This is a genomic window from Flammeovirga agarivorans (assembly GCF_012641475.1).
Taxonomy (GTDB): Bacteria; Bacteroidota; Bacteroidia; order Cytophagales; family Flammeovirgaceae; genus Flammeovirga; species Flammeovirga agarivorans.
The window spans coordinates 271,337-296,038 of sequence record NZ_JABAIL010000006.1 but is presented as its reverse complement, the minus strand read 5'-3'; the positions used below and the strand labels follow the sequence as shown (position 1 = coordinate 296,038).

Genomic DNA, 24,702 nt, shown 5'->3' with positions numbered 1-24,702 from the left:
CCAATTTCATAAGGATTGAAACACGCAATGAGACAGTTTCTAAATCTGTGACTTTCCCTTTTTTGCGATTGAAATCAACAAAAAAGAGGTGATAGAAAAACCTATCACCTCAATAACAAAAGTAACTAATACTGTATAAGATTGTTGTCTGAAATTATTTAATGTCTTTACGATTTGTTTTCTTCTTATTGATTTTGAAGTAATGGCTATTTTGTGGTGTTACCTCTTTCCACCCAGCATATACTTCATTTTCCCAATTCAATAATTCTTGTTTCATCTTTGATGCCCTTTTGATTTCCACATCAATCATATTTTTCTCTTCAGAAATGTCATCCACTACATTAAAAAGTTCGAATTTTCCTGAATGGTATTTCACCAATTTCCAGTTGTCTTGCATTATTGCAGCATATTGATCTTCGTAAGATCTCATGAAATAAAGATTTCTCTTCTTCATTTTCTTACCCTTCAGAGCAGGCATTAAACTCTTGCCCTGAATGTTATCATCTTTATAAGTCTTACCAGAAGCGATCTCCATTACTGTCGGGAAAATATCAATTGTTTGGATGGGTGTAGCACACTCACTGCCTCCTTTAGTTAAAGCTGGATGTTTGATCAACATAGGTACTCTAGCTCCACCTTCTCCTAAAGTATTGTATCTTTTACCGCCAGCTAAAGGTGTATTTTCAAAGAAACTACCTTGGTCTGAAGTCACAATCACCACAGTATTCTCGTCCATTTTTAAACGCTTAAGTGTTTTTAAAATAGTACCTACTGATTGGTCCATACTTTCTACCATGGCATGGTATTCAGCATACTTTTGCGACATTCCTTGGTCTACATATTTCTGTACCAATTCTTTCTTACCAATATGAGGACCATGAACGGTATAATACCATAAAGTCATCATAAAAGGTTGTGGCTTATCGTAATTCTCAAGAAAATGAACAGCTGTGTCTGTCATCACCTCGGTTAAATACACATCCTTTTGATCATTAAATTCTTGATATGCATTCTTGTCTTTGAAAAATGGTGCATAATAGCTCTTTGGGTGACCAAAGTTACTCACTCCAATTTGTTCATCGAACCCTTGATGAATTGGGTGATAAGGTTCATGTCCCAAATGCCACTTCCCTAAAAATACGTTGTAATACCCCAATTCTTTTAATTTTTCAGCGTAAGTCACTTCTTCCAACGGAAGCCAGTTTCTTGACCCACGCTGTGCGGGATCTGTAGACCATAAACCAAATTCTTTTGTATTGCTGCCATCAGGCATTTCATGACCAATATGACGAGGCATTTGAATACGAGCAGCTTCTTTACCCGTTAGCATAGAAGCTCTACTTGGACTACAAGTTGGCGTCGGTATATAGGCTCTCGTAAACTCTAAACTCTCATTTTTAAATTGATCTAAGTTTGGAGTTAAGAAGGATTCATTTCTGTAACCAATGTCTGACCACCCATAATCGTCTACAAACAAGAGTACAATGTTGGGTCTATCTTGAGCAAATGCTGTTGACATTGCTCCTACGATTAGAAGTAAAAGTAATTTGAATTTTTTCATTGCCATTTCAGTTTATTTCACTTTACAAAAATCGTCTATATGGTCTTATGCGATGTATACTTGCATCTAAATAGTGTGTCTCTAGGTCTATTTTGATAGAAAACACTTCTTTTTGATGCTGCTATATAGAAAAACTCCCCATCACAAAAATAATTGAATGATCTTATTCTAGATCAATCCTTATAAAAAATAAAACCCCATCACTACATAGTGACGAGGTTTCAATTATTGTAAACTATATAAATAAACTATTGTCTAGCTTCTACTTTTCTAATCTGAATGTTATCCATGTAGAAATCATGAAGACCATCTAATTTCATATCACCTTCTTTGAAATTCATATTGATGGCACCATAAATAATTTTCTTCATGGTAATTCTTTGACGTAACGTTACCCATTCGCCGTATTTCATTTGAGGATATTCACTTAGGTCCCATGGAACATTTACATATACATCCTGGTCTACGGCATCATCATTTGTTGAGATGTTTGTACGGATAATATCCAAAGCACTAGTTGCCTGAGGCACAAAAATATCAATTGAAATTTCGTACTCACCTTCTTCAACAGAGAAATTAAAGACATTTTTTGAAGTACTGAATTTGTGTGCTCTATTGCTCGAGCTACTTAGGTCAAACTTAAAGTGCATACTCGCATTTCCTTTAGATGAATTTGTCGTTACTCTCTCAATAGACTCACCCTCTTTAGGGTTTTTCAAGCTAATAAACCAACCTAGTGGAGACAATGGTTCTTCATCAGATTTGATTAATTCAAAATCCGACATTTCTTCGTCTAGATAAGACATCACTCCATTCATCTCTACTTGTTCTGCATCAAAAGTAGATAGTGGTACATCCAATACCGATTGAATCTTATTACCAGAATAAGCGACCGTAATATCATCTGAGTTATAGAAGTTTTCGACTAGATAGATTTCTATCATTTTGTTATTATTATCAGCTACTTTCACCTCTGAAATTGTTGCTGATGCATTCGAATAATTTGCTTCGATGTTTTCAATAGAGATTGTAAAATCATTGACCACCTCTGAAGAAGTAAAGGCCGCAATTTCATGAGTTGTTTCGAAGTAAATCACTCCCGACCCATTATCCATAATTTTACCTTGTTTTTCAGTTGCCTCATTTTGAACCTCAGCCACATTGACCTTTGCCAAAGAAGTAAAATCTAATGTTGCATCTTCATACTTTTCATGATCCTTTCTTTCTAACATCAAAGCAATTCCAAAATCTGAACCAGCGGCCGAATATTCCACTTCAAACGTTGCTTCTTGAGATGTTACATTTTCCACTCCATTATTAATTGTCCAAGTTCTGCTTGTTGCTTCTCCGGCTGATTGGTCTACAAAAGTTAACTTATCGCCTTCTTCCAACTCTAATACATTCGCTACCTCTTCCTCTCCCAAAGCCAATGAATGTACAGCATTAGACATGTCTTCATTTTTATATACTGTGAAAGCTACTTGTAAATCTTCCGTTGTAAATACTTCAATTGTCAAAGGTATTTCAACTTCTTCAGTATCATGGCCTTCTTTTGACAGTGTTAATGTGTGTGGTGTTAGTGATGCGTTATCTTCTTCAAAAGCTACTTCAAAAGAAGATGCTGAAGATGTTTGCTCACTACCGTTATTTACTGCCCAAAGTAACTCAATACCTTCTTCTACTTCAGCCATAAATACTAATGAAGTTCCATTTTCAATAGCAATTTTTTCACTACTCCCCTCATTTCCAGCGTCAATAGTATAGATAGCGTTTTCTAGATCCGTTGAAAGGTATACTTTCACTCCTGCAGTTAATGGTGCTGGTCCTTCTTCTACAGGTTCAGTCACTTTTACCACTACAGGAACTATCACATTCACCGTTAAATCAGGATACATGCCTTCTTTTCTTTCTATGACAATCTGATGATCAGCATATTCTCCAGCTGTATTAAATTGAATCATAGCTTCGTTTCCTTTTGTAGAGTCTTCTTCGGCTCCTTCCATCAACCAATATGTTGAAGTATAAAGATCTCCATTCGTTGTATTGATGAATGATAATTCTCCTCCTTGTTCGAATTCAACAGTTGCCCATTCCTCTTTGTTTTCTGGAATAGTCTCTCCTTCTTTTAGTTCATAAACCACTGTTTCACCCAACATTACCTTAAATGCCGGTAATAATTCAGGTACTACAACACTTACTTTTAATGGAATTTCTGTCTGGATTGATGCATCAGGATAATCACTTCCTTCTCTAATAAAAGTCACCTCACCGGCTGCATATTCTCCTTCTACATTATAAATAACGGAAACTTCATTTTCAGTAGATGTTACTCCATCTCCATTACCATTTAGTGCCCAAGATCTGCCTGTTGGGTCACCTTCAGTCGTAACATCTTTAAAGGTTAATGTATCACCATACACCAGTTGGATCACTTCCCAATCCTCTTGTTCTGTTGGGTTTAGAATATCTTCAAGTGTTACTGTCATTATTTTTTCTTCCCCTTGATACACTTCATATACAGGAGATAGTTCTGGTATAAGATCTTCTACTTGTTCTTGATCTTCTTTTGTACAACCCACAAAAAAGAATAAGCAGGATAGGATAAAAAGTGATAGCCTGAATTGTTTCATTTCGTTGATGTTTTGCGTTTAAAATTCATTTCATACGAAAAAGTATAGTTCGCATTTTTCATTTGGTTGAATCAAAATTGGTCGAAATAGAAACCTTTCCTGTGCCTAGGTGTACACTTTGTGTATTTATGGATATACAGCAACACAACACATCAGTTCTCACTAAAAAGTGATCATTTATTTAGATGTTATATAAAAAAATGCTCAAAGTATATCTATAAAAATAGGCATACTTTGAGCATCTCTCTCACAAATTATTTCAAATTTAATTCTCTTATTCTTTCCAATATTTATAATGTTCAATAGAAAGATAAACTGACGCGATTAACGTTATCGTTAATAGTGGAGTCTGAGATCCATCAAATGGAGAAAGATCTTGAAATAGGTGCATAGCATGTGATAATGTATATAAAACAGCAATAATGAATAAGGTTAGCTTAAGCACTTTAGAGTCATTTAACAATAAAAGCATAATATAAATTATTGGTAAATGATAAAACACATTTCTAATGATGTGAGTACTGGTTGGCACTACTCCTGTTGCACTTTCAAGGACAATGTCAATACCATAAAAGATTTCTCCTACATGATAATTCGAGTGGAGAATCATAGTGATGATCAGAATGATCCATAGATAGATTACCTTTTGAGAAGTTTGAAGGTTCATTTAAGTCTAATTTAAATAGTGTTTAATCAAAAAAATACGTTCGTGAATAAAAGTTGTCTAAACTACTATCATTCAACGACATAATATAAACACTAAAAAATGACAGGCTTAATACGAAAAAAGAAATTTTTATTACGAAATGAAATATCTTAATTTAATCATCTAATAATTGATGAAATTTAAGATAGAATAAATAGTAAATCACAAGTTCTTCTTATGCTTCTTCTCGTATTTTTTTAGCACTTTTTGATCTTGTTTAGAAAGAGAAACTGACTTAAGATACCAATAGATACTTCTACTTATAAGAACATTTTCAGCATTTAGTTTTGGAACCAAAAATGAGGTAGTATTCGGTGTATCAATTTTATTTCTTGAAAGGTAATCTGTGAGTTTACTTACTTCTTGATAACTGTTGAAGTGTATTCCTTCTAACCAATTTTCATTGTAATCATCTTCACTGAAAATGTAATTTAAAACCGTAGTTCTCAATGTCACATTTGTTAGCCTTTGAAGTAATTCCTGTCTTTGCGAGTCATTAGTAAGTTGGAGCAACAAAAGCATCTCGTGGTTTGTCAATTCATTGGCTTTTTGAATGTAATCATTCCAGTATACATCGATACATTCTCCACTTAACTTCAACGATTCTAGTACAAATAACTGAGCGTCCTTTTCTCCCGATGCTAAAAGTTCTTTGGATGAAGTTTCTGTCAATAACTTTCTATTCTGACTTCTAATTTCTTCTTTAATCTCTGGGTGATTTGCCCAATGCCACAATGTGAAACAGGTTAAAGTTGCTCCTTTAACGACATCTTTCTCACCTATAAAAGCTCTTGTAGCTCCAGAATATCCATCGAGATCTTCTTCATCAACCTGAAGGTCATTATAGGTCAATTCTCCAAGTTTTGATATATCGTTCTTTAATATTCTAGACAGCCTCTTATAGTCTTTGACTGTAAATGCTAAGGTTTGGCCATCTACATGTTTTTCTAGAGACTGCCCTTTGGGAATATCTACCTTAAGGAAATTACCATATCTATCCCAAACCAAAGTAACTGTAATTATTTTACACTGATTGGTATAGCACATCACTGAAGCTACTTTTGATGATACCTGAAAAGTTTCCTTGTCAATCTCAAAACTCAGCAATTGTTGTCCTTCATCCTTTAATCCAGGATGGGATAACATTTTTTGAAATGATTGCACCTTTCCACTATCATGATTTACAGGGAATAAACAATACATCACAAAAGATAGTACAAGTAATAATTTCGGTATCATCATATTTGTTGGATAGCTTTAGCTAAAGTTAAGAATATAAACGCACTTCATACAATCGGATATTGTCCGCACCCCAAGTATCCTTTAATTTCAATTTTACTCCAGTAGTGTTTGTAGCATCGAACGATAACTTTACCAAACGAGTTAAATTGTCCTCCACTTTTGCGACTTCTTTCCATTGCCCATTTACTCTTACTTCCACTGTAAAGTCCTTTAATAATTCTGGAGGAACTGCAGTAACCTGTTTTGCGTTTTTATCAGGATTTTTATGCATCATCATATTTCTTCTCAGATTGGTATCTCCTTTTAGTTCAAGTTGAGAAATTGAGACACTCTTCTCCCATTCTAATAAAACTTCAGCATTCTTTCCTTCAGATTCCCAATGGTGCACCACATCGCCTACATCTCTAGAAATACCATTTACTAATAATTGACTATCACCCGACCTTGTAGAAGAGGCAATAATGCTAGATGCTTGTTTCGCTAAGTTATTTTTATCATTTGCTGGCCTTTTCGGAATATAAACATCGTCTCTTAAAAGTTGTTCCTGAAGTGATGCTATATCCTTATTTGCCAAATCTCTTGGTGACCATTTATTATCGATGCATAATTTTGCAGCTGTACCAATAGCTTGTCCCATTAGACCACAAGTTGCTTGTATCCTTGTAGAAGAAAGTGCTACATGCGTTACAGAAACATTTCGCCCTGCAAACATTAAATTCTCAATATTTTTTGAATACAATGAGCGGAAAGGAACTTGATATACTTCATCGAACCTTGCATGAAAATACGATGGAGGTTCACTCGGGTTTTCTATACCACCAGGGCAATGTTCGTCAAAAGACCAACCACCGTAAGCCACCGCATCTTCAAACTGTTTATTGTTTTGCATTTCAGTTTGAGATAAAATATGGTCTCCCATGAAGCGTCTTGATTCTCTTCTACCTGGGAATGAACCCACCCAATCTAATACTATGTTTTCAGACCCGGGATATTTGCCTGAATTTTTCACATGGTCCCAAACACCATGCATATAGCCCAATAGTTTATGACGATTTTCTTCATAGTCTGCGATGATATCATAATCACTTCCTAGTTCTACCCACCAATAGCCTTCTTTAAAATGTTTGATTCTTCTCTTATTCATCTTATCGGCTTCGTAAGGAATCATAAACTTAGGAGGGAAATATTTTACAGGACGGCCCATATCTTTTGTAATCATCATCACGGAAGCCCCCATTTGCCATCCATCAGCATTATCCGGAGCAAATGATTCGTTGAATTCAGATTTCCCCTCTCTTCCCGTACGGTATTCTGCACCTGATTGAGCTGCCATTAAACCATCACCCGAACAATCACAAAACATCTTACCTTCTATTGTATAGTAGGTTTCAGTGGTTGACTGCCAACATAGGATATCTGAGATTTTGTTGTTTTTAGTACTGGTATCTAATGCCTGCGTATTAAGCATTACATCTAGATTCTTTTCCCTTGTCACAAAGTCATACACCACATGATCCCAAACAGGGTAAGATTCTTGCGGATTATAATGCCAATTTTCGATGAGAAGCTCTTCTACAATACCTGTTTCCCTTTCTATTTTATGTTTGTTCTTTAGGTGCATAACCCCATTCACCGTTACTCTTATTTCGGAGGAAGCATTACCTCCAAGTACAGGTCTATCGTTTATCAAAACGGTCTTTGCTCCTGTTCTTGCTGCTGCGACAGCCGCACAGATTCCTGCAATACCAGCACCAACAACAACGACCTCATAAGATACTTTTTTATGTCTTGAAGGTACCCCTTTTTTGCCTTCACCGACCTGGTACCAATTGTCTTTACCTCGTTTTGCTTGCTCTTTTATATTCCCATTTTTGTCTTTTGCACTAGCAGAGGAAACCCCTACTCCAGTCGCTACAGTTGCTAATGTTGTCTTCTTAAAAAAATCTCTTCTTTTCATTTCATTACTTCTTTGTTATTCAAACAAATATGTAAAAGTGAAAAAGAAGGGATGTCTGTTTCAATCATTAGATTGTCTCTTTGGATCAATAAAAAAGCTCAGCAAAAAATGCTGAGCCTTAGACTTATTACCCCTTATTTGGTTACTAACTCTCGTTCGACATAAATTTTTAAATCATTTTGAACTCGTTTAAAGTTCTCCTCAAATCTTTTTTCGACTTTTCCTTTAAAGATGGAAAAGACACTTTTCAACCTCACTTCTACTTCAAATACTACTACACATTGGTGAGGTCCTTTCTCAATTACTGACTGTTTATCTGAAGCAAATTCGATAAAGCCTGGAAGACCATCTCCATAAAATTTCAATGATCTATTCTCATCAGAGTATTCCGTGATTACTTCTACTAAAGTGATCGTTTTACCCTTATTCTCTGAAGTAGTTTCTCTTGCTGGAATGGGTGCTGAAGGGTCTGCAATAATATGTGTAGGGATTTTTTCTATTGCTTTTGAAGACTTGACTACTGTGGTCCAATCAGCTATATCGTCAAACTGTTGGCCTAAAACTTCCCACACTTTATCTGCGGGTGCATTGATAATGGTTGATATCTTGACGTTAACATTTGCTTCTTTATTTTGGGCATCTGCAATGTTAATACCCATCATAAGTAGAATAAAAAGAGCAATAGATCTCATAGCCTTAGAATTAAAATACATTGTTCTTGAATTTGATCTAAAGCAAAGATGGAAGTTCGTTAAGCAAATAATTTGGAGGATTGGTCTAATCTTTAGGAAAATCAGACCAATCCTTTTTCTGAAGCTATAATTCGTTAAATACTAATTGATCCAATACATGCTCTTTTTTGTCTTTATCAACTACGATAATTTTGACAAAAGATGTACGCTCAGGTACAACAGTATTCAAATCAATTCCTTTTAAAGGAGACACTTGATGAAGTTGAATATCTTCAATCAATTTATTTTTGTCATTAAAACATTGTAAGAGTAACTCTCCTTGAATAAAGGTGCCATATTGTGCGGTCACTATATGCTCTTTACTATCGTATTTTAGTTTACTGGTCACTACCCCTGTTTCGTTTAAAGATAAAACAGGCAAACTTAATACTTGAGCTGCTGCATGCGTTTCTTTAAAGGTAAATTCTTCTCCTCGCTTTAATGTGTAAATAGGTGTTTTAACCTCTGTCTCAAGGTAACCCGTTTCTAAACCACTATTGTAGATCGCAATATTTACATCATGATCGTATTTTAATTTAGGATCATATTTTTCAAAATACTTGGCGAAAACCTTGTTCTCTAATTTGTTAGCATAACATACCCAAGATGAAGAAGAAATGATATGAAACCCACCCATCATATTATAGTCGAAATGTATTTCAAAAATTCCTGGAGCCACTTCACCTGTCCAATTGGTTCCGATATTATAGAATTTCTCCACATGTTCCGGATTATTTTTATCTAGTGGAAATCTTCTTCTGTTAACAAATCTCCAATGCAATTCTGGTGTTACATTAATATGATACTGCTTGCCATCAGGTAATTGCAATTCTGGACTAAAAGGAATGTAAGCCACAAAGTTTTCGCCGTCTTGTTTTTTTACATCTGACCAAGATTGGTGTTGACTACTCAACATAATTCCTCTCTCAATTGTAGTTTTTCCTACATTTTTCAACGTATGGAGATAGTATACTTTACTAGAGTTCTGATCAATAGATAAAGACCTTGAGTATTGCATAGACTCTTCTGGTTCTTTTGGTACACTAAACGTTTTCTCTTTCGGAATCCATTTGGGTACAGGTAAATGTTGTACTCCCGATTGAATATCAATCTCAGCTTGCCCCTTCTTCTCTTCTATTTTTGTTACCGTATAAGGTGCATCACCAATTACTACTGGAGGGGGCCATCTTTTTGATCTTTTGCCATCAGCTCCCAAGGCACAATTCTCTACAGGAGTAGGTACTAAACGGTAGCCTCCAAAATTTCTCCATTGATTGCTTTTTACTTCATCAGAAGACGAGTATTTATTACCAAATTCTTTAGGATTTACCCAAAGTGAATTGGTTTGATCTAGACTGTATTCTAAAACACGGCCACCAGCTTCAGGAACGACTGCAACACTTATAAATTCGTTGCTCAGAACGTAAATGTCTTCCCATTTCCATCCTTTGTAATCTTTTATCTTCTCAAGTTCCTGTGCAGAAGAATAAAAGAATGATAGTAATAAACTGATCAGTACTAGTTGTTTTTTCATGATTTATTTAATTAGCAATGATTGTTAAAAACTATGAAAAGGACCTATCTAAAAAAGATAGCCCCTTTACTATAAATAAGCATCCGTGATATAATGAAGAGTTCTTATACACAGATGCTTAAGTCACACATGCTCTATTATATTAATGAATTATCCGCTTTTATCGGTGCAAGGTTTCCCTTCCACCCTTTATTAAATTGTTGAATAAGTTCTTTTACCAATTCTGGATTTTGATCCGCTACATTTACAGTCTCTTTAGGATCTTTTTGGTGATCATAAAGTTCTATAAACAACGGTGCTTTATCTTTATTTTTGCGGTCTTTCCATAATACCAATTTGTAACGTTGAGTTTTCATGGCATAACCCATCAAGTCATTTTCAAATAACTTACGGTTCCACTTGTCTTTCATTACTTCTTTGATATTGGCTTCCACATCTTTGATCAGTGGACCAAAATACGTTTCTCTCATTCCTTTAGAAAGAGGGTTGGCCGCCCATTCTCTAAGTGCAGGGGTTGGGAAAGATGAAAATACTGCTGATTTCCAATCTAAGTCTGGATTATCTAACAAAGGAGCAAATGACTGCCCTTCTAAATGTTTTGGTTTTTCTAAACCAGCTAGATCACATAAAGTAGGATACATATCTACCAACTCTACAAGAGCATCTGATTTTACACCTCTACTTTTCTCTGATTGATCGGGAGTCCAGATGATAAGTGGTACTCTCGTTGCAATATCATAATTGGTGGCCTTACACCATACTCCCATTTCTCCTAAATGAAAACCATGATCTGACCAAAGCATTACGATAGTATTTTCGAGTAAATCCTCTTCCTCCAAAGCAGCAAGAAGTTTCCCTACTTGAGCATCGATATAACTTGCAGTAGCCAAATAACCATGTTTTAGATCCAGTGCTAATGAATCAGGAATTTTTCCATATTTAGGAATATTGGAACGAACTCTTAACTCAAAAGAAGCATGTAACCCCATAGGTGCTCCATTTACAGGTCCTTTGTATTGATTGGCCAACTTAATGTCGTCTCTATCATACATGTCCCAATATTTCTTAGGGGCTAAGAAATCCAAATGTGCCGCAATATAGCCGACACCCAAGAACAAAGGTTTGTCAGATTTTGAGGCCTTGTGTTCTTTCAAAATATGGATAGCCATATCGGTATTTACACCATCGATGTAGGCATTATCTGGTACATCAACACATTCGAATGCTGGCCCCATTCCTAAGCCGTGTTGGTTACCATACTTGGCCACCATTTTCGCTTTATTTTCTTTGAACGTTCTGATATTATCAGGGTCAACAAACTTCTCTACTAAAGCATTTACTTTATAAGGTAATGCTTTGTAATCTGGTTGCATTGACCAAGACTTTTCCATATCAGAGAATTTACCATGGTATACTTTTCCACAGTTCACCGTCTCATATCCATTTTCTTTAAAATGTTGAGGTAGTGTAATTATATCAGGATTTTCATCTCTGAAATAAGTATAATTCTCAATTACATTGATGGATTCAGGACGAGCACCAGTCATTAAACTTGCTCTTGAAGGACTACAAATGGCTTGCTGACAATACGCCTGATTAAATTGTAAGCCTCTTTTAGCGAGCTTATCAATATTGGGTGTAATCGCTACATCTGAACCATAAGTACCCATTTCTGGTCTTAAATCATCAAATGAGATAAATAAGATATTTGGCTTTTTGATATCTGTTTTGTTATCTACTTTCTTTAGGCTACATGAATAGATTGAGAGAGAAAATAAAACAATACAGCATTTTAAAATAACCTGCTTCATAGTATTAATTTTTTAGGCATTCTTTGTTGACATCACACACTTATGCCAACTGAAGTGCCGCTTCGTAAGCCGTTTTGATTTCTTTTAGGTGAAGAGCCAATGCTTCCTCTTGTCCTTCGTTCATCAACTTTTTAGGAAATAATGAACTTCCCATTCCAACACCTTCAACTCCAACTTTAAAGAAATTGGTAATATTATCTTTTGTTACCCCTCCCGTTGGAAGCAACTTTATCTGATCCAATGGTGCCATCACATCTTTGATATATTGAATACCAAATTGAGAACATGGAAAGACTTTTACTGCAGTGGCTCCCGCTTCCCAGGCTCTATAAATCTCTGATGGAGTTAATGCACCCGGAAATACTGGAATTTTTTGTTTCTTACATTTCTTGATAATCGTCTCATCAATAATTGGGGTAACAATAAATTGAGCCCCGCTTTTTAAGGCATTATCCAAATCTTCTAACGAACAGACTGTTCCTGCTCCAACATTTAAATCTGGGTAGCTTTGTGAAAGATAACGGATGAGCGAAGTGGCTTCATCAGTATTCATTGTTATTTCTATGGTAGAAAAACCCGCCCTAATATAGACCGGAATAATTCTATCCAATGTCTCTTTATCGATACCTCTTAGGATACCTACCACTGGAGCTTGTTGAAACTTTTCTTGAGAAAATGAAGTGCTATACATAGGTATTTAATACTTTTCGTTGACCAATTAATAATGCCTTTTCTAAAACATCTTCTTCAAGGTAGTTGATGTCTCTATTCATCACTTCAGCTAAAGCAATACGATACAGTTCACCTAATACCCCATTAGCAGCTACACTAATGTGTTGCGTAGAGTTTTTCAGATAAGTCAGTTCTTCACCGATCATCAACCCACTTAAGAAATAATAGTTTTCGATCTTTACCGTCTCAGGTTTGATGTTTTTATTCCTCATGAAATAATTGTTATGCATCAAATCCTTGGCTCTGATCGAGAACAATGAACTGGATAGATTTCCCTCCATTCCTTTCTTTACTCCTTCTACAAAAGCAGGTTTATATTCTTCAGAAAAAGGGGCCTTTATCATCGAAATATTCAGAATACTTTCCTTAGCAATTAGATCGAATAGCTCACCTGTCATAAAGGTTTGCAAGCCATGGTAAATACCATTTTTATATTGTATATGCTTACTATGTGTACCCGGCAGAAGTAATACTCCTTCTTTTTTTATTGGAAGAAAATCTGCTAAACCTACTGCCTGTACTTCTTCACCTCTCATTACATCTGTATTGGTTTTTACGCCTGATACTAATAATAAAGAAAGGTCTTTTTTTAAGGTCAGTAACTTGCTAAATAAATTGCTCCCATAAGCGTCAATGGGCATTTGAGCATAGCCTAGTTCCTGTAATCCTATGGATGAAGAAGCCATTCCAGAAGCCACGACCACTTTACTATTTCCTGCCTCATCAATTTCATTCAATTGATCTGTCAGGTAATCAGAAAAGTACTTGTACTGACTTGTATTTGCGTTCGATTCGTATTCTTGATATAAGGCTTTTACACCTTTGCTTGTCTTGTGTTCTTTGACCACATCAAGCGTATTCGTATCAATTAATCGGAGTCTAAAATTAGATGTTCCCCAATCACAACTGATAAACTGCTTTGGTAAACTTATCATAACTTTATATCTTTTTCGAAATACGTTTTAATATTAGATAATCGTCCAGTGCATATTCTGAACAGTCCATACTAATACCACTATTTTTTACTCCTAAGTGAGGTAAATTGATATCATACTTCACCCCATTTTGTTGTACCTCTCCAAATTCTAGGTTGATAGCAAACTCTTCTAACAGCTCTTCGTTTTCAGTAAAAATATACGATGCTAAACCTGCTGTAGAATCATTGGCCAATTTCATTACCTCTTCTTTTGTATCGAATTTCATGATCACACATACAGGACCGAACACTTCATGTTGAAGGATTTCTGCATTTCTGTCTTTTAATTCAATTACAGTAGGAGCATAATAACAACCTTCTTTATCCAATGTCTTGCCTCCTGTAAGGATTTCACCTCCGTCTCTCACACAGTTCTCTACAAATTGTTGCACCGATTTTAACTGTGCTTTATTTGCTACAGGTCCCATGTCCACTTCTTCCTCTACATAATATCCTACTTTCGTTTGAAGTGCTCTTTTTACCAACTGATCCTTAAAATCCTCATAAACATCACTCTGAATAAAGAAACGGTTAGGTGCTACACAAACTTGCCCTGCATTACCTCCAAACTTTATGGCTTGTGTGATATCTAATGCATCTTGCATATTTCCATCTTTAAAAAGAATAAATGGTGCATTTCCACCACATTCCATAGAATATCTTTTTATCGATGTTTTTACCGATTGTTCAATTAGCTTCTGAGCTGTAAAAGTAGAACCAATCATGGTGATCAGTTGTGGAATCGTACTTTCACATAACGGAATGCCCACATTTTTACGGTTACCATGCAATACTGTGATTACTCCTTTAGGGAAGTTGATCTCATGAGCTAATTCTGCAATGATCGAAGCAGAAATAGACGATGATTCAGACGCCTTGATAATGATCGAACATCCCGCTGCTAACGCTGGTCCTAACTTGAAACCAAGATTCAATAATGGGAAATTCCAAGCCAAGAAAGCCGTGACTACTCCCAATGGTTGGTAAATCATACGGTGAGTATGTGTACCTTGTCTATCTTCAATTTCGAAGTTTTGTTTTTCCTGTATAGCCTTTGCATAAAACGCTAATGCATCGGTGATACTTGTAATATCTTCTTCAGAAGCCGCCCATGTTTTTCCCATTTCATGGCAAACAGCGGTTCTTAATCTATCTGCATTGTCTAATAGTTGCTGACGTAATTTTATCATCCAAGCTACTCTTTCCTCAACGGGAAGTTTAGACCATACTTTAAAACCTGCCTGAGCAGACTCTAAGGCATATTCCGTATCTTCTAAAGTCGCTTGTGATAAAGTGGCAACTGCTTGATTATTTATAGGAGAAATAGCATCAGCTACCTCGCCAGTCTTCCCTTCGATAAGTTCACCATTAATGTAAAGTCTTTTATGACCAAACTTCAGCTGTTTCTTTTCTATAGTTGATTGCATATTTCTCTAAATAATTTTGGTTTACATCAATACCTAGGCCCGGTAACTGAGGGACCTTAATTTCACCATTTTCGACTTTAATTTGATGTGTTACTACATCGTCTCGTAATGGATTTTCTGTACGATCCAATTCAATCATTGGAGCGTTTCTAAACATTCTACCTGGGTTCTGATCCAGATTAGATACAAAGTGAATGGCTGCACTAATGGCAATCCATGTACCCCAAGAATGTGGTACTATATCCTTATGATGTGCAGCTGCTAATGTGGCTATACGCTTGGCTTCTGTCAGGCCACCTGTAGCACAAATATCTGGCTGGGCAATGTCAACAGAATCATTCTCAAAAAGACGCTGAAAACCAAACTTCAAATATTCACATTCCCCACCTGCAATAGGTATGTTGGTATTCTCTCTCAGTTTTGCATATCCTTTAAAATCTTCAGGATGTACTGGTTCTTCAAACCATCCGATATTCAGATGTTCAATACGTTTGCAAAGCTCCAATGCTTCTCTGTAATTGTAAGCATGGTTAGAATCAATCATCAACTTTACATCCTCACCTAGGGCTTCTTTTAATAAATTGACGTAGTAAACATCTTTTTCTATCCCTAAGCCTACTTTCATCTTTGCAGCCTTAAAACCTTGCTCTCTGTAGTACTTGGCTTCTGCTCTTAAATCCTCATCTAATGTTGGAGAATCTGTGAAATAGAAACCTGTAGCATAAGGATGAATGACTTCATTTTTTACCCCTCCTAACAATACAGAAACAGGCTGATTCAAAACTTTACCTTTACAATCCCATAGAGCTACATCAATTGCACTAATGGCAGCATTGAAAATACCACTACGTCCAAAATCTAAAGTTCTTAAATACATCATCTGCCAGATCTTTTCATTTTCTAGCACATTTTGTCCAATGACAAATGGTTTTAAGAAATTGATTCCTGTCTCAATCATATCAGCAGGGCCATATCCTTCTCCCCAACCATAAGTACCATCTTCAAGAATGATCTTTACAAGACAGATTTTTCTCGATTTATAATCCCATTGAGAAAAGTAAAAGGGTTGTTCCAAATCTTGTGACAACACATAAGGAACTATATTTTTAATCTTCATAATAGTCGTTTTTATATGTTTGAGTACCCTAATAAACAAGTAGCAGCGATCAAGACTACCAAGCCACCTAACAATATTTTGAAAGGTCCAGAAGCACCTTTCCATTCTCCTGAACGGTATCCCCAAACGTTACTTACAATCAGTGATATACCTAACATCATTGGCCAACCGACAACTGCACCAAGTTCTCCCATAAGAGCAGCACCTTGTCCGTATACCCCTAATGCTGCAAACCAGAAAATACCTGCTAAGGCAGACCACATATAAGCTTTATTACTTCCTTCTACCTTGAAATCAGTCCATGAATTGTTTTGTGCCATTTTGAATAAAGCATAGCCTGCATTCATAATGTATGCACCAAAAAGAACTACCACCCATGCTACTAAACTTGCGTCTGTTGGATTGGTATTGTATTTCGTTACTGCTAATTCAACAATAGGTGAAGCATTAGAAAAACCAACATTTAATAAAGCTGACAGTACACCACATGCTACAGCAATAGCTACTCCTGTCTTGATCGACTTCTTAGCTGTCGCCTCTGTTTTTGATGGAGCAACCAGTACGTCTCCATCTTCCTCAAATTCTTCTTCGATGTCTGTTGAAGTATCTTGATCTCTTTTCACTCCTGCTACAGCAGTAATTGCTACTCCAACTAACAATAAACCTACACCGCCTAATACTATATTGGCATTTTCAGGCAATGTTTCCATCTGAGCTAAAGGGATTAACGAACCCACAGATGCTGCCAATCCCATTACAATGCCATAGGTAATACTGACGCCTGTGTATTCAACACTCACACCAAATAAAATACCTCCAATACCCCAAAGGAAACCAAAGAGCATGGCCATAAAAATCACAGAAGAATCCGCTTCCATGATAATTCCAAATGTATCTGGTACAGCTATAATAGACCACATCACAGGGAATAGAACCATTGCAATCGTTGCATGAACTATCCACCAATTTTCCCATTTTAATGGAGCGATATGTTTCATTCCTAATCCAAAAGTGCCTTGAAAAAAGCTGGCACATAAAATCAATAATATTGCTAGTATATCCATTTCATCTATAATTTTGAGAACGTTTGTTTTCTATTTTAAATAATCCTTTGTTGGAGGCTTTCTAAACTGATCGAAACGATTGGCTGACCATTGTTCTTCTGCTGTTCTAAGCATAAACATGGGTCTTCTCAATTCCATTTCCCATGCAAAAAGCTCCTTGAACATTTTTTGTACTTTTTCGGGATGCTTTGCTGCTAAATCATTTTGTTCCCCCGGATCTTTTTTGAGATTAAACAACATGGCAGGGCGATCAGGAAAACGCATTAATTTCCAATCACCACTTCTAACCACACCTCTTGTTTCCCATTTCCAGAAAAGGTTTTCATGGGGATTATTTTTGTTTTGATTCATTAGGAAAGGAATTAAATCCACTCCGTCTGTTTTTTCGATATCAGAGACATCTCCACCTGCTGCTGCATAGAATGTAGGCATCAGATCAAAAGTCATTACTGGTTGGTCGTATCGTGATTTTTCTTTGATATGATTTGGCCAAACAATAAAGCAAGGTACTCGAATTCCGCCTTCTAACTGTGTACCTTTTACTCCTGCAAAAGGATAGTTACAAGACATATTCTTATCAGATGGTCCACCATTATCATTGGCAAAAACAATAATTGTATTCTCTTCTAAACCTAACTCGACCAGCTTGTCGTAGATCTGGCCACAAGCTCTATCCAAAGACAATGTCATTTGAGCATTCTTTCTTCTCACACCTTCTAATTCTGGAAATGCATCTTTGTCCTGTGGATCAATTTGTAAGGGAAGGTGAACCGCGTTGAAAGATACCATTGCGAAAAATGGTTGAGACTTGTGGCGTTCTATGAAGTTGCAAGTTTCATCTGCGAGAACGTTGGTTAAATAGCCTTTATGTTCCTGAAAGTTTTCAAAACCTCTTTCCAACCATCTACCTTTCCCCACACCTTTTGCATGTGGGTTTTCTTTTTGTTTATCTGAATATGGAAAAAAGCTTCTTGCTCCTCCTCTGAAGCCTACAAACTCATCAAATCCATTTTTTGTAGGATGAAATTTATCCGCTTCACCTAAATGCCATTTACCAAAAATTGCAGTAGTATAACCTTTTTCCTGTAGGTATTCCCCAATCATTTTTTCTTCTATAGGCACTCCCATTTCATCACCGAGAAACTTACTATTATCGTCCATAATCCCAGGAACATTGTTCTCGATAAAGCCAAATCTCTGTTGGTACCTGCCAGTAAGTAAACCCGCTCTTGATGGACCACAGACAGAAGCAGTGACATACATCTGGTCGAAGATCACTCCTTTCTTAGCTAGCTTATCCAAGTTTGGAGTTTCGTAGCTCTCACTACCTCGAAACCCAAAATCAGAATAGCCTGCATCGTCTGCAAACAAGAGCACTATGTTCGGTTGTTTTTGCTGAGCAAAACAGAAAAAACTAGTTAAAATAAACGCTATAGATAATTTAATTTTCATCTCTATTTACTTCAGTTGAAAAAACTATTGGCTAATTCTATGGTGTTTACTTACACCTCCAAACATAAACTCTAAAGTATATTTACCTGACGGATGTTGCTGATATGGAAGGGGTTTTGCTTGCATTCCACCTACACCGGCCTGAAACAAATCTATGTTCAAAGTGTAAAAGTTTTGTTTCTTTAGGTCAAAAGGATGTTTTGCATTGTCAATATTTTCAATGGTATAAGGCCATATTGAAAAATTAAAGTCTCCTGTAACTTCTAGGCCTTTCTTCGAATTTTTGGAAGTTAATTTCAACCATCTCACATCGGTATGGTTCCCATTTTCTTGAGGCATTACATAGTTGTAAAAAAGGCTGTCTGTAGGTTGTTCATAGCGGCCTATTTTTACTGCTCTTTTTCTATCTGCATAACTTTCCCAAGGACCATTTCCATAATAGCTAGATTGAGTTAATTTCTTAGAAACAGCCATGGTCATTCCAAATTTTGGTAATTCAGGCAGTGACTTATCAGCATCTAAGTTCAATGCTACGCCCACTGTTCCATCACTGTGAATTGTATATAGTGTTGTTACATTAATTTTATCTCCATAATGTTGAGCGACCTTCAACTTGTACTGTTCTTCAGAAGTTTTCGTTATTTCCACTTTATCAGTAATAAGTTTTTCAGAAGCTTCCTTCCAAACTTTCATTTTATATTGGAATTTTCTGAATCTTCTATCATTATCTGTAAGTGGCCTCCAGAAGTTTGGCTTCATGGGTGAAGCCATTAGCTCCTCTCCATCTTTTACATAAGAAACCAAGGCACCCGTTGTTTTTTCAAATCGAATGGCAAAACCTTTACCTTCAAAAAGGAATTGCTCCGAACTTTTATCCAGTTGAATCGATGACTTAGAAGAAGAAACGTATTCTTTTTTATTTACTGATTGAATTTGTAGATGTTCATAGGCTACTTCATATCCTTTCTTACACCACAAACGATCTTGTTTTTCGTTCAATGTTAATCTCAACCAATATTCTTTATTGGGTTTTAATTGATTTTCCCTAACGGGTACCTCTAGCTGAAGTGATTGTTTGGGAGCTAAATCAATATTCCCAAATGTCCCTGATTTAACCGTTATTCCTTCTTCCTGTAATTCCCAATTTAAATTGTACTGATTTAAGTTAGTAAAGTCGAAACGGTTGATAATATGAACAGCTGTTTCTTTCCCTACCACCTTTTCAAAAACTACCGGCTGGAATACATATTTCACCTCCCATGCATGTGGATTAGGCTTTTTATCTGGTGAGAAAACACCATTGATACAGAAATTAGTATCGTTTGGTAAATCACCAAAGTCACCTCCGTATGCATAAAATTGCTCTCCATTCTCATTTGTTTTTACTAATCCTTGATCCACCATATCCCAGATAAAACCACCTATAAGGTTTTTATGAGATCTGATCGCATCCCAATAGTCTCCAATTGTACCTAACGAATTACCCATTCCATGTACATATTCACATAAAATCATCGGTCTATTGATATAGGGAGAAGTCGCTAAATTTTCAATTTGATCTATTCTCGCATACATTCTACTGATCACATCCACATATGATGGATCCCTTGGATTTGCCATAAATGGAGCTCTATTAATCGCTTTGATAGCCTTTTTATCTTCTTGGTAATTTGGGTGCGTTGGATCTCCTTGGGCACCTTCATAATGTATAAACCTTGTAGGATCATAGTCTTTTACCCATGCTGAGGCAGCTGCAAACGCAGGACCTGTTCCTGCTTCATTACCCAATGACCAAGAGATTACGCAAGGATGATTTTTATCTCTCTCCACCATACGAATCACTCTACTTATAATTGCTGCAGGCCAACGTGGGTTTTGAGGAATATATGAACCTAGTGCATGTGCTTCTACATTGGCTTCATCCATTACATAAATTCCATACTCATTACAAAGCTGATAGAAATACGGATCGTTAGGATAGTGTGATGTTCTTATCGCATTAAAGTTGAACTGTTTCACCAGCTCTACATCTTTCTTGATATCTTCTCTTGTTAATGCCTTGCCTCTGGTGGGGTGATGATCATGACGGTTAACACCCATAATTTTGACCTCCTCTCCATTAATCAACAACTCATTGTTTTTCCCGAATTCGATCTGTCTAAACCCTATCTTTTGTGTTCTTGCCTCCACTACCTCACCATTTGGGTTGGTTACTTCGAAGACCAATTGGTAAAGATTGGGTTGCTCCGCCGACCATTTTTTGGGTAAACGGATCTTCGTTTCCATCATCCCAAACTTATTGACGTCCCTTTGTGGCCATCTTTCATTATAAATTTCATCGACAGATAACGATAACTTATCTTCTAATACAGGATTTTTATTTTCATCATATAGCTGTGCAGAAACCGTCCATTTTTTTAACTCTGTATCTATAGATTTCACCCAAACTCTTGGGCGGATAGAAAGAGTTGCATCTTGCAATTGAGCATCAAACTTTGTTCGTACATGAAAGTCATTAAGTGAAACCTTAGGTTGTGCCAATAGCATCACTTCTCTATGAATACCTGACAAACGCCACATATCTTGATCTTCCAAATAACTACCGTCTGACCATCTAAATACTTGTACAGCAAGCTTATTTTTTCCTGATTGTAAGTACTCTGTAATATCAAACTCTGCAGCCAAACGGCTACCTTGACTATATCCTACTTTTTTACCGTTTACCCATACATAAAAAGCTGAAGATACCCCACCAAAATGAAGTATTACAGACTGCTCTTTCCAATCTTCTGGAACCGTAAATTCTTTAATATAACTACCCACCGGATTGTCTCTATAAATGTAAGGAGGCTTTGGTGGCTGTGGTCCCAAATATGTTGATTGCTTGATCGATTTTTTTGCCAATTCAACAATATTAGGTGTAAAAGGATAGACGATATTGGTATAAATAGGCTGACCATACCCTTCTAATTCCCAATTAGATGGCACTTTAATGTCTGCCCAGTCTTTAGCTTTATAGTTAGTTTTAAAAAAGTCTAAGGGTCTATCTTCTTCTTTTTCGACAAAGTTGAATTTCCATTGTCCATTTAAAAATAGCACTCTACTTTTTGATCGGTCATCTTCCAATGCCAACGATGTTGATGCATAAGAATAAGTAGGTACTCTAGAGGATAGTTTGTTTTCTTCAAACATCATTTCGTTTTCCCAGTCATTGATCTGAGCCCATACCAACTGTGATAACAGAAGAAGAAAACTTATTGGAAAATAGTGAAGTTTTTTCATTGTTCATTACTCATTTCTATCAAAAAATAATTGTCATTGTGAAGCCAAAGGGTATAAAAAAACTGTCACTAAATGATCAATATAAAATTACATTGAAAACAGTGACAGCTTTTTAGATGTCCACTTCTATAAGTCGCTCCACACAACCGGCATAAATACCGTCATTTCAGCGTCACCTCTATTACTCCATGAATAGTAAGGGACTAATTTCGTTTTATACTGTTTAAATTCTGGCTTGTCTACAGTATTATACATCTTACTTTCTGATTGATTTGTTCTAATCAATAATGTTGTTTCTACTGTAGTAATGCCTCCTAATAAATCTTTATTATAAGATGCTACCAATGGTGTATTTCCTTGGATATATACATCTAATATTTGAGCATCTTCAGGAAGGTCAGGTGTTTCCATACAATACACTACTGGACCTCTCTTCACTGCTACTTGGTTTCTTGCTTCTTCAATTCTAGGGTGGCCTTCTACCAATTTCGTCTCCATTGGCATATCAATAGAGATGATATCACCTTTTCTCCATTTTCTATTGATCGTCGTAAACTTACCATTCTCCACCTTAGCTTTCACAGCTTCTCCATTCACTTTAACTGTTGTACCTACTGCCCATTCAGGAATACGTAACATCATATCAAAAGCATCTTTCTTACATTTTTCAACTGTAATATTTACAGAGCCTTCCCAAGGGTAATTTGTTACTTGATTCAGGATTAGTGTAGACCCATCTTCTAATTTTGTATCTAAACGGTTTCCTCCGTAAAGGTTTACTGCAATACCATTTTTTGATAAGCTATATGCCCAAGCAGAAGATTTAGCAATCGTTCTCACCAAGTTTGGAGGGCAACAGAAACACTCTAAATATGGTAATCTATGTGGAGTTTCTGTATTATGAAGTTTATAATCTCTTGAACCGTTGACCATTCTTAATGGATTCGAGTAAAAGTAATTTTTCCCTTCGATAGAAATACCTGATAGTGCAGAATTATATAACACTAATTCCATTACATCAGCGTATTTTGATTCTCCATGTAAGCCTAACATTCTATAAGAGAACATGGAATTACAAACATTCGCACAAGTTTCATTATAGGCCGTCATGTTAGGCATCATGTACTCACCGATAAACCCTTCTTCAATTTTATCTCTATGTGATGAAGCTCCGTAGTGTGCTTGTCCAACAGCTCCTGTTACATACATTTTTTGTTCTGTAACATTCTCCCAAAGACGATCCAAAGCATCTACCAACGCTTGTTCTCCTGTTTCTGCTGCAACATCTGCTGCACCTGCATAATAATATAAAGCTAATACAGCATGTCCTACTGCTTCTGAAGATTCTCTTAAAGGAGTTCTCTCCTGTACCATATCACCAATAGGATAACCTACTGTAGTTGGATGATCTTCTACTTTGTATTTCCCTCTATTGTTGATAAAGATTTCAGCTAAATCTAAATAACGTTTATCCTTCGTTGTTCTGTAAAGCTCAACCAATCCCATGATTTGAGTTTGATTAAAACCAAAGCGGCCATACTGTTTTGTACTTGGACTAAAAATAGTATATAGCAGATCAGCATGTTTAATCGCAATATTTAAGAACTTTCTTTCTCCAGTAATTCTGTAATGAATACATGCAGATGTTAATAAGTGACCTGAATTATACATCTCATGGTACTTACGGTTTTCATATCGATCAACATCATCTGTTAACTGAATAAAAGTCTGTAGATACCCATCTTCCTCTTGTGCCTTACTGATGATATCAATATACCCGTCAATTTCTTCTTTGATTTTTTCATCTCCATTTTGAGCATATACATACATGGCTGCTTCCATCCATTTATAGAAATCACCATCATGCCAGCGCATTCCTTTATGCTCTCCTTCTTTCATGCCTGCAGCAATCTTGAAGTTATTTAAAGCATGCCCAACATCACCTGTTAATACCTCTCCCATATATGGAACCATAGAGTGTTCTGCCACATCAAACTTATCTGCCCAGAAACCTTCTGTCCATTTACAATCTCCAATATTAATACTCTTTAAAGCAACATTTGGAGAATCCTCCTGTCCTAATATACCTTTCTCTTGAGCTACTGCCCAATGTGACATCACTGCTGCACATGCCACTGCTAATAATTTCTTCATTTCAATTATACTTTTAAATGATGTCTAGAATTCGCTTTACTTCTTGAAATACCGATGTAGTCATATAAAAAATAATCTGTCGTTGAATATTTCTTATGAAGCATAATCAAGACATCGAGTAAATGGAATTAATCTTTGTTCGCTATCAACAGTTACAAATCTATAGGCTCTTTAAACAGAGTGAGTTGTTTTGAATTAATTAAATGTTTCAATTTGTACACAAAGCAACATTTTAAAAAAATCGGTATCTATAGCAACATGGCAAAGACGTAAAAAACCGCCTTTAACACATAGGAATGGAACTATTACAAGGAGAATAGATTTAC

The 24,702-nt window shown here is 36.1% G+C and carries 16 protein-coding genes; all 16 read right to left on the bottom strand.

Annotation, left to right across the window (positions count from 1 at the left end; genetic code table 11):
* Nucleotides 1–154 precede the first annotated feature (154 nt).
* A complete protein-coding gene (locus HGP29_RS19715; RefSeq protein ID WP_168884146.1) occupies nt 155–1,561 on the bottom strand; it encodes a sulfatase in 1,407 nt (468 codons plus the stop codon).
* A gap of 248 nt (nt 1,562–1,809) precedes the next feature.
* Nucleotides 1,810–4,191, bottom strand: coding sequence for a hypothetical protein (locus tag HGP29_RS19710; protein ID WP_168884145.1), 2,382 nt, complete (start codon nt 4,189–4,191; stop codon nt 1,810–1,812).
* Between the two features lie 274 nt (nt 4,192–4,465).
* Nucleotides 4,466–4,858 (bottom strand): hypothetical protein, encoded by a 393-nt coding sequence (locus HGP29_RS19705; protein WP_168884144.1) that lies wholly within the window; start codon nt 4,856–4,858, stop codon nt 4,466–4,468.
* A 201-nt stretch (nt 4,859–5,059) separates the two neighbouring features.
* Nucleotides 5,060–6,139: a hypothetical protein gene (locus HGP29_RS19700; RefSeq protein ID WP_168884143.1), complete on the bottom strand. Its 1,080-nt coding sequence runs from the start codon at nt 6,137–6,139 to the stop codon at nt 5,060–5,062.
* A 25-nt stretch (nt 6,140–6,164) separates the two neighbouring features.
* On the bottom strand, nt 6,165–8,096 hold the full coding sequence (locus HGP29_RS19695; protein ID WP_168884142.1) for an FAD-dependent oxidoreductase: 1,932 nt from the start codon (nt 8,094–8,096) through the stop codon (nt 6,165–6,167).
* 134 nt (nt 8,097–8,230) lie between these two features.
* Nucleotides 8,231–8,788 carry an SRPBCC family protein gene (locus HGP29_RS19690; protein WP_168884141.1) on the bottom strand — a complete coding sequence of 186 codons (558 nt, stop codon included), beginning with the start codon at nt 8,786–8,788 and terminating at the stop codon, nt 8,231–8,233.
* Between the two features lie 124 nt (nt 8,789–8,912).
* Nucleotides 8,913–10,361, bottom strand: a complete 1,449-nt coding sequence (locus tag HGP29_RS19685) for a hypothetical protein (RefSeq protein ID WP_168884140.1) — start codon at nt 10,359–10,361, stop codon at nt 8,913–8,915.
* Between the two features lie 137 nt (nt 10,362–10,498).
* Complete coding sequence (locus HGP29_RS19680) at nt 10,499–12,172, bottom strand: sulfatase (protein ID WP_168884139.1); 1,674 nt, start codon at nt 12,170–12,172, stop codon at nt 10,499–10,501.
* 40 nt (nt 12,173–12,212) lie between these two features.
* Nucleotides 12,213–12,863, bottom strand: coding sequence for a bifunctional 4-hydroxy-2-oxoglutarate aldolase/2-dehydro-3-deoxy-phosphogluconate aldolase (locus HGP29_RS19675; RefSeq protein WP_168884138.1), 651 nt, complete (start codon nt 12,861–12,863; stop codon nt 12,213–12,215).
* Nucleotides 12,856–13,839 (bottom strand): 2-dehydro-3-deoxygalactonokinase, encoded by a 984-nt coding sequence (locus HGP29_RS19670; RefSeq protein ID WP_168884137.1) that lies wholly within the window; start codon nt 13,837–13,839, stop codon nt 12,856–12,858. The genes HGP29_RS19675 and HGP29_RS19670 overlap by 8 nt, the downstream gene beginning before the upstream one ends.
* A gap of 4 nt (nt 13,840–13,843) precedes the next feature.
* Nucleotides 13,844–15,307 carry an aldehyde dehydrogenase family protein gene (locus HGP29_RS19665; protein WP_168884136.1) on the bottom strand — a complete coding sequence of 488 codons (1,464 nt, stop codon included), beginning with the start codon at nt 15,305–15,307 and terminating at the stop codon, nt 13,844–13,846.
* On the bottom strand, nt 15,264–16,424 hold the full coding sequence (locus tag HGP29_RS19660) for a mandelate racemase/muconate lactonizing enzyme family protein (RefSeq protein WP_168884135.1): 1,161 nt from the start codon (nt 16,422–16,424) through the stop codon (nt 15,264–15,266). Before HGP29_RS19660 ends, HGP29_RS19665 begins: the two co-directional genes overlap by 44 nt.
* Before the next feature lie 11 nt (nt 16,425–16,435).
* On the bottom strand, nt 16,436–17,488 hold the full coding sequence (locus HGP29_RS19655) for an L-rhamnose/proton symporter RhaT (RefSeq protein ID WP_168884134.1): 1,053 nt from the start codon (nt 17,486–17,488) through the stop codon (nt 16,436–16,438).
* A gap of 30 nt (nt 17,489–17,518) precedes the next feature.
* The gene (locus tag HGP29_RS19650) at nt 17,519–18,940 is read right to left on the bottom strand and encodes a sulfatase (RefSeq protein ID WP_168884133.1); all 1,422 of its coding nucleotides are present in this window, start codon (nt 18,938–18,940) and stop codon (nt 17,519–17,521) included.
* Between the two features lie 24 nt (nt 18,941–18,964).
* Nucleotides 18,965–22,222 carry a glycoside hydrolase family 2 TIM barrel-domain containing protein gene (locus tag HGP29_RS19645; RefSeq protein ID WP_168884132.1) on the bottom strand — a complete coding sequence of 1,086 codons (3,258 nt, stop codon included), beginning with the start codon at nt 22,220–22,222 and terminating at the stop codon, nt 18,965–18,967.
* Nucleotides 22,223–22,348: 126 nt separating this feature from the next.
* Nucleotides 22,349–24,376 carry a glycoside hydrolase family 127 protein gene (locus HGP29_RS19640; protein ID WP_168884131.1) on the bottom strand — a complete coding sequence of 676 codons (2,028 nt, stop codon included), beginning with the start codon at nt 24,374–24,376 and terminating at the stop codon, nt 22,349–22,351.
* Between the last annotated feature and the right edge of the window lie 326 nt (nt 24,377–24,702).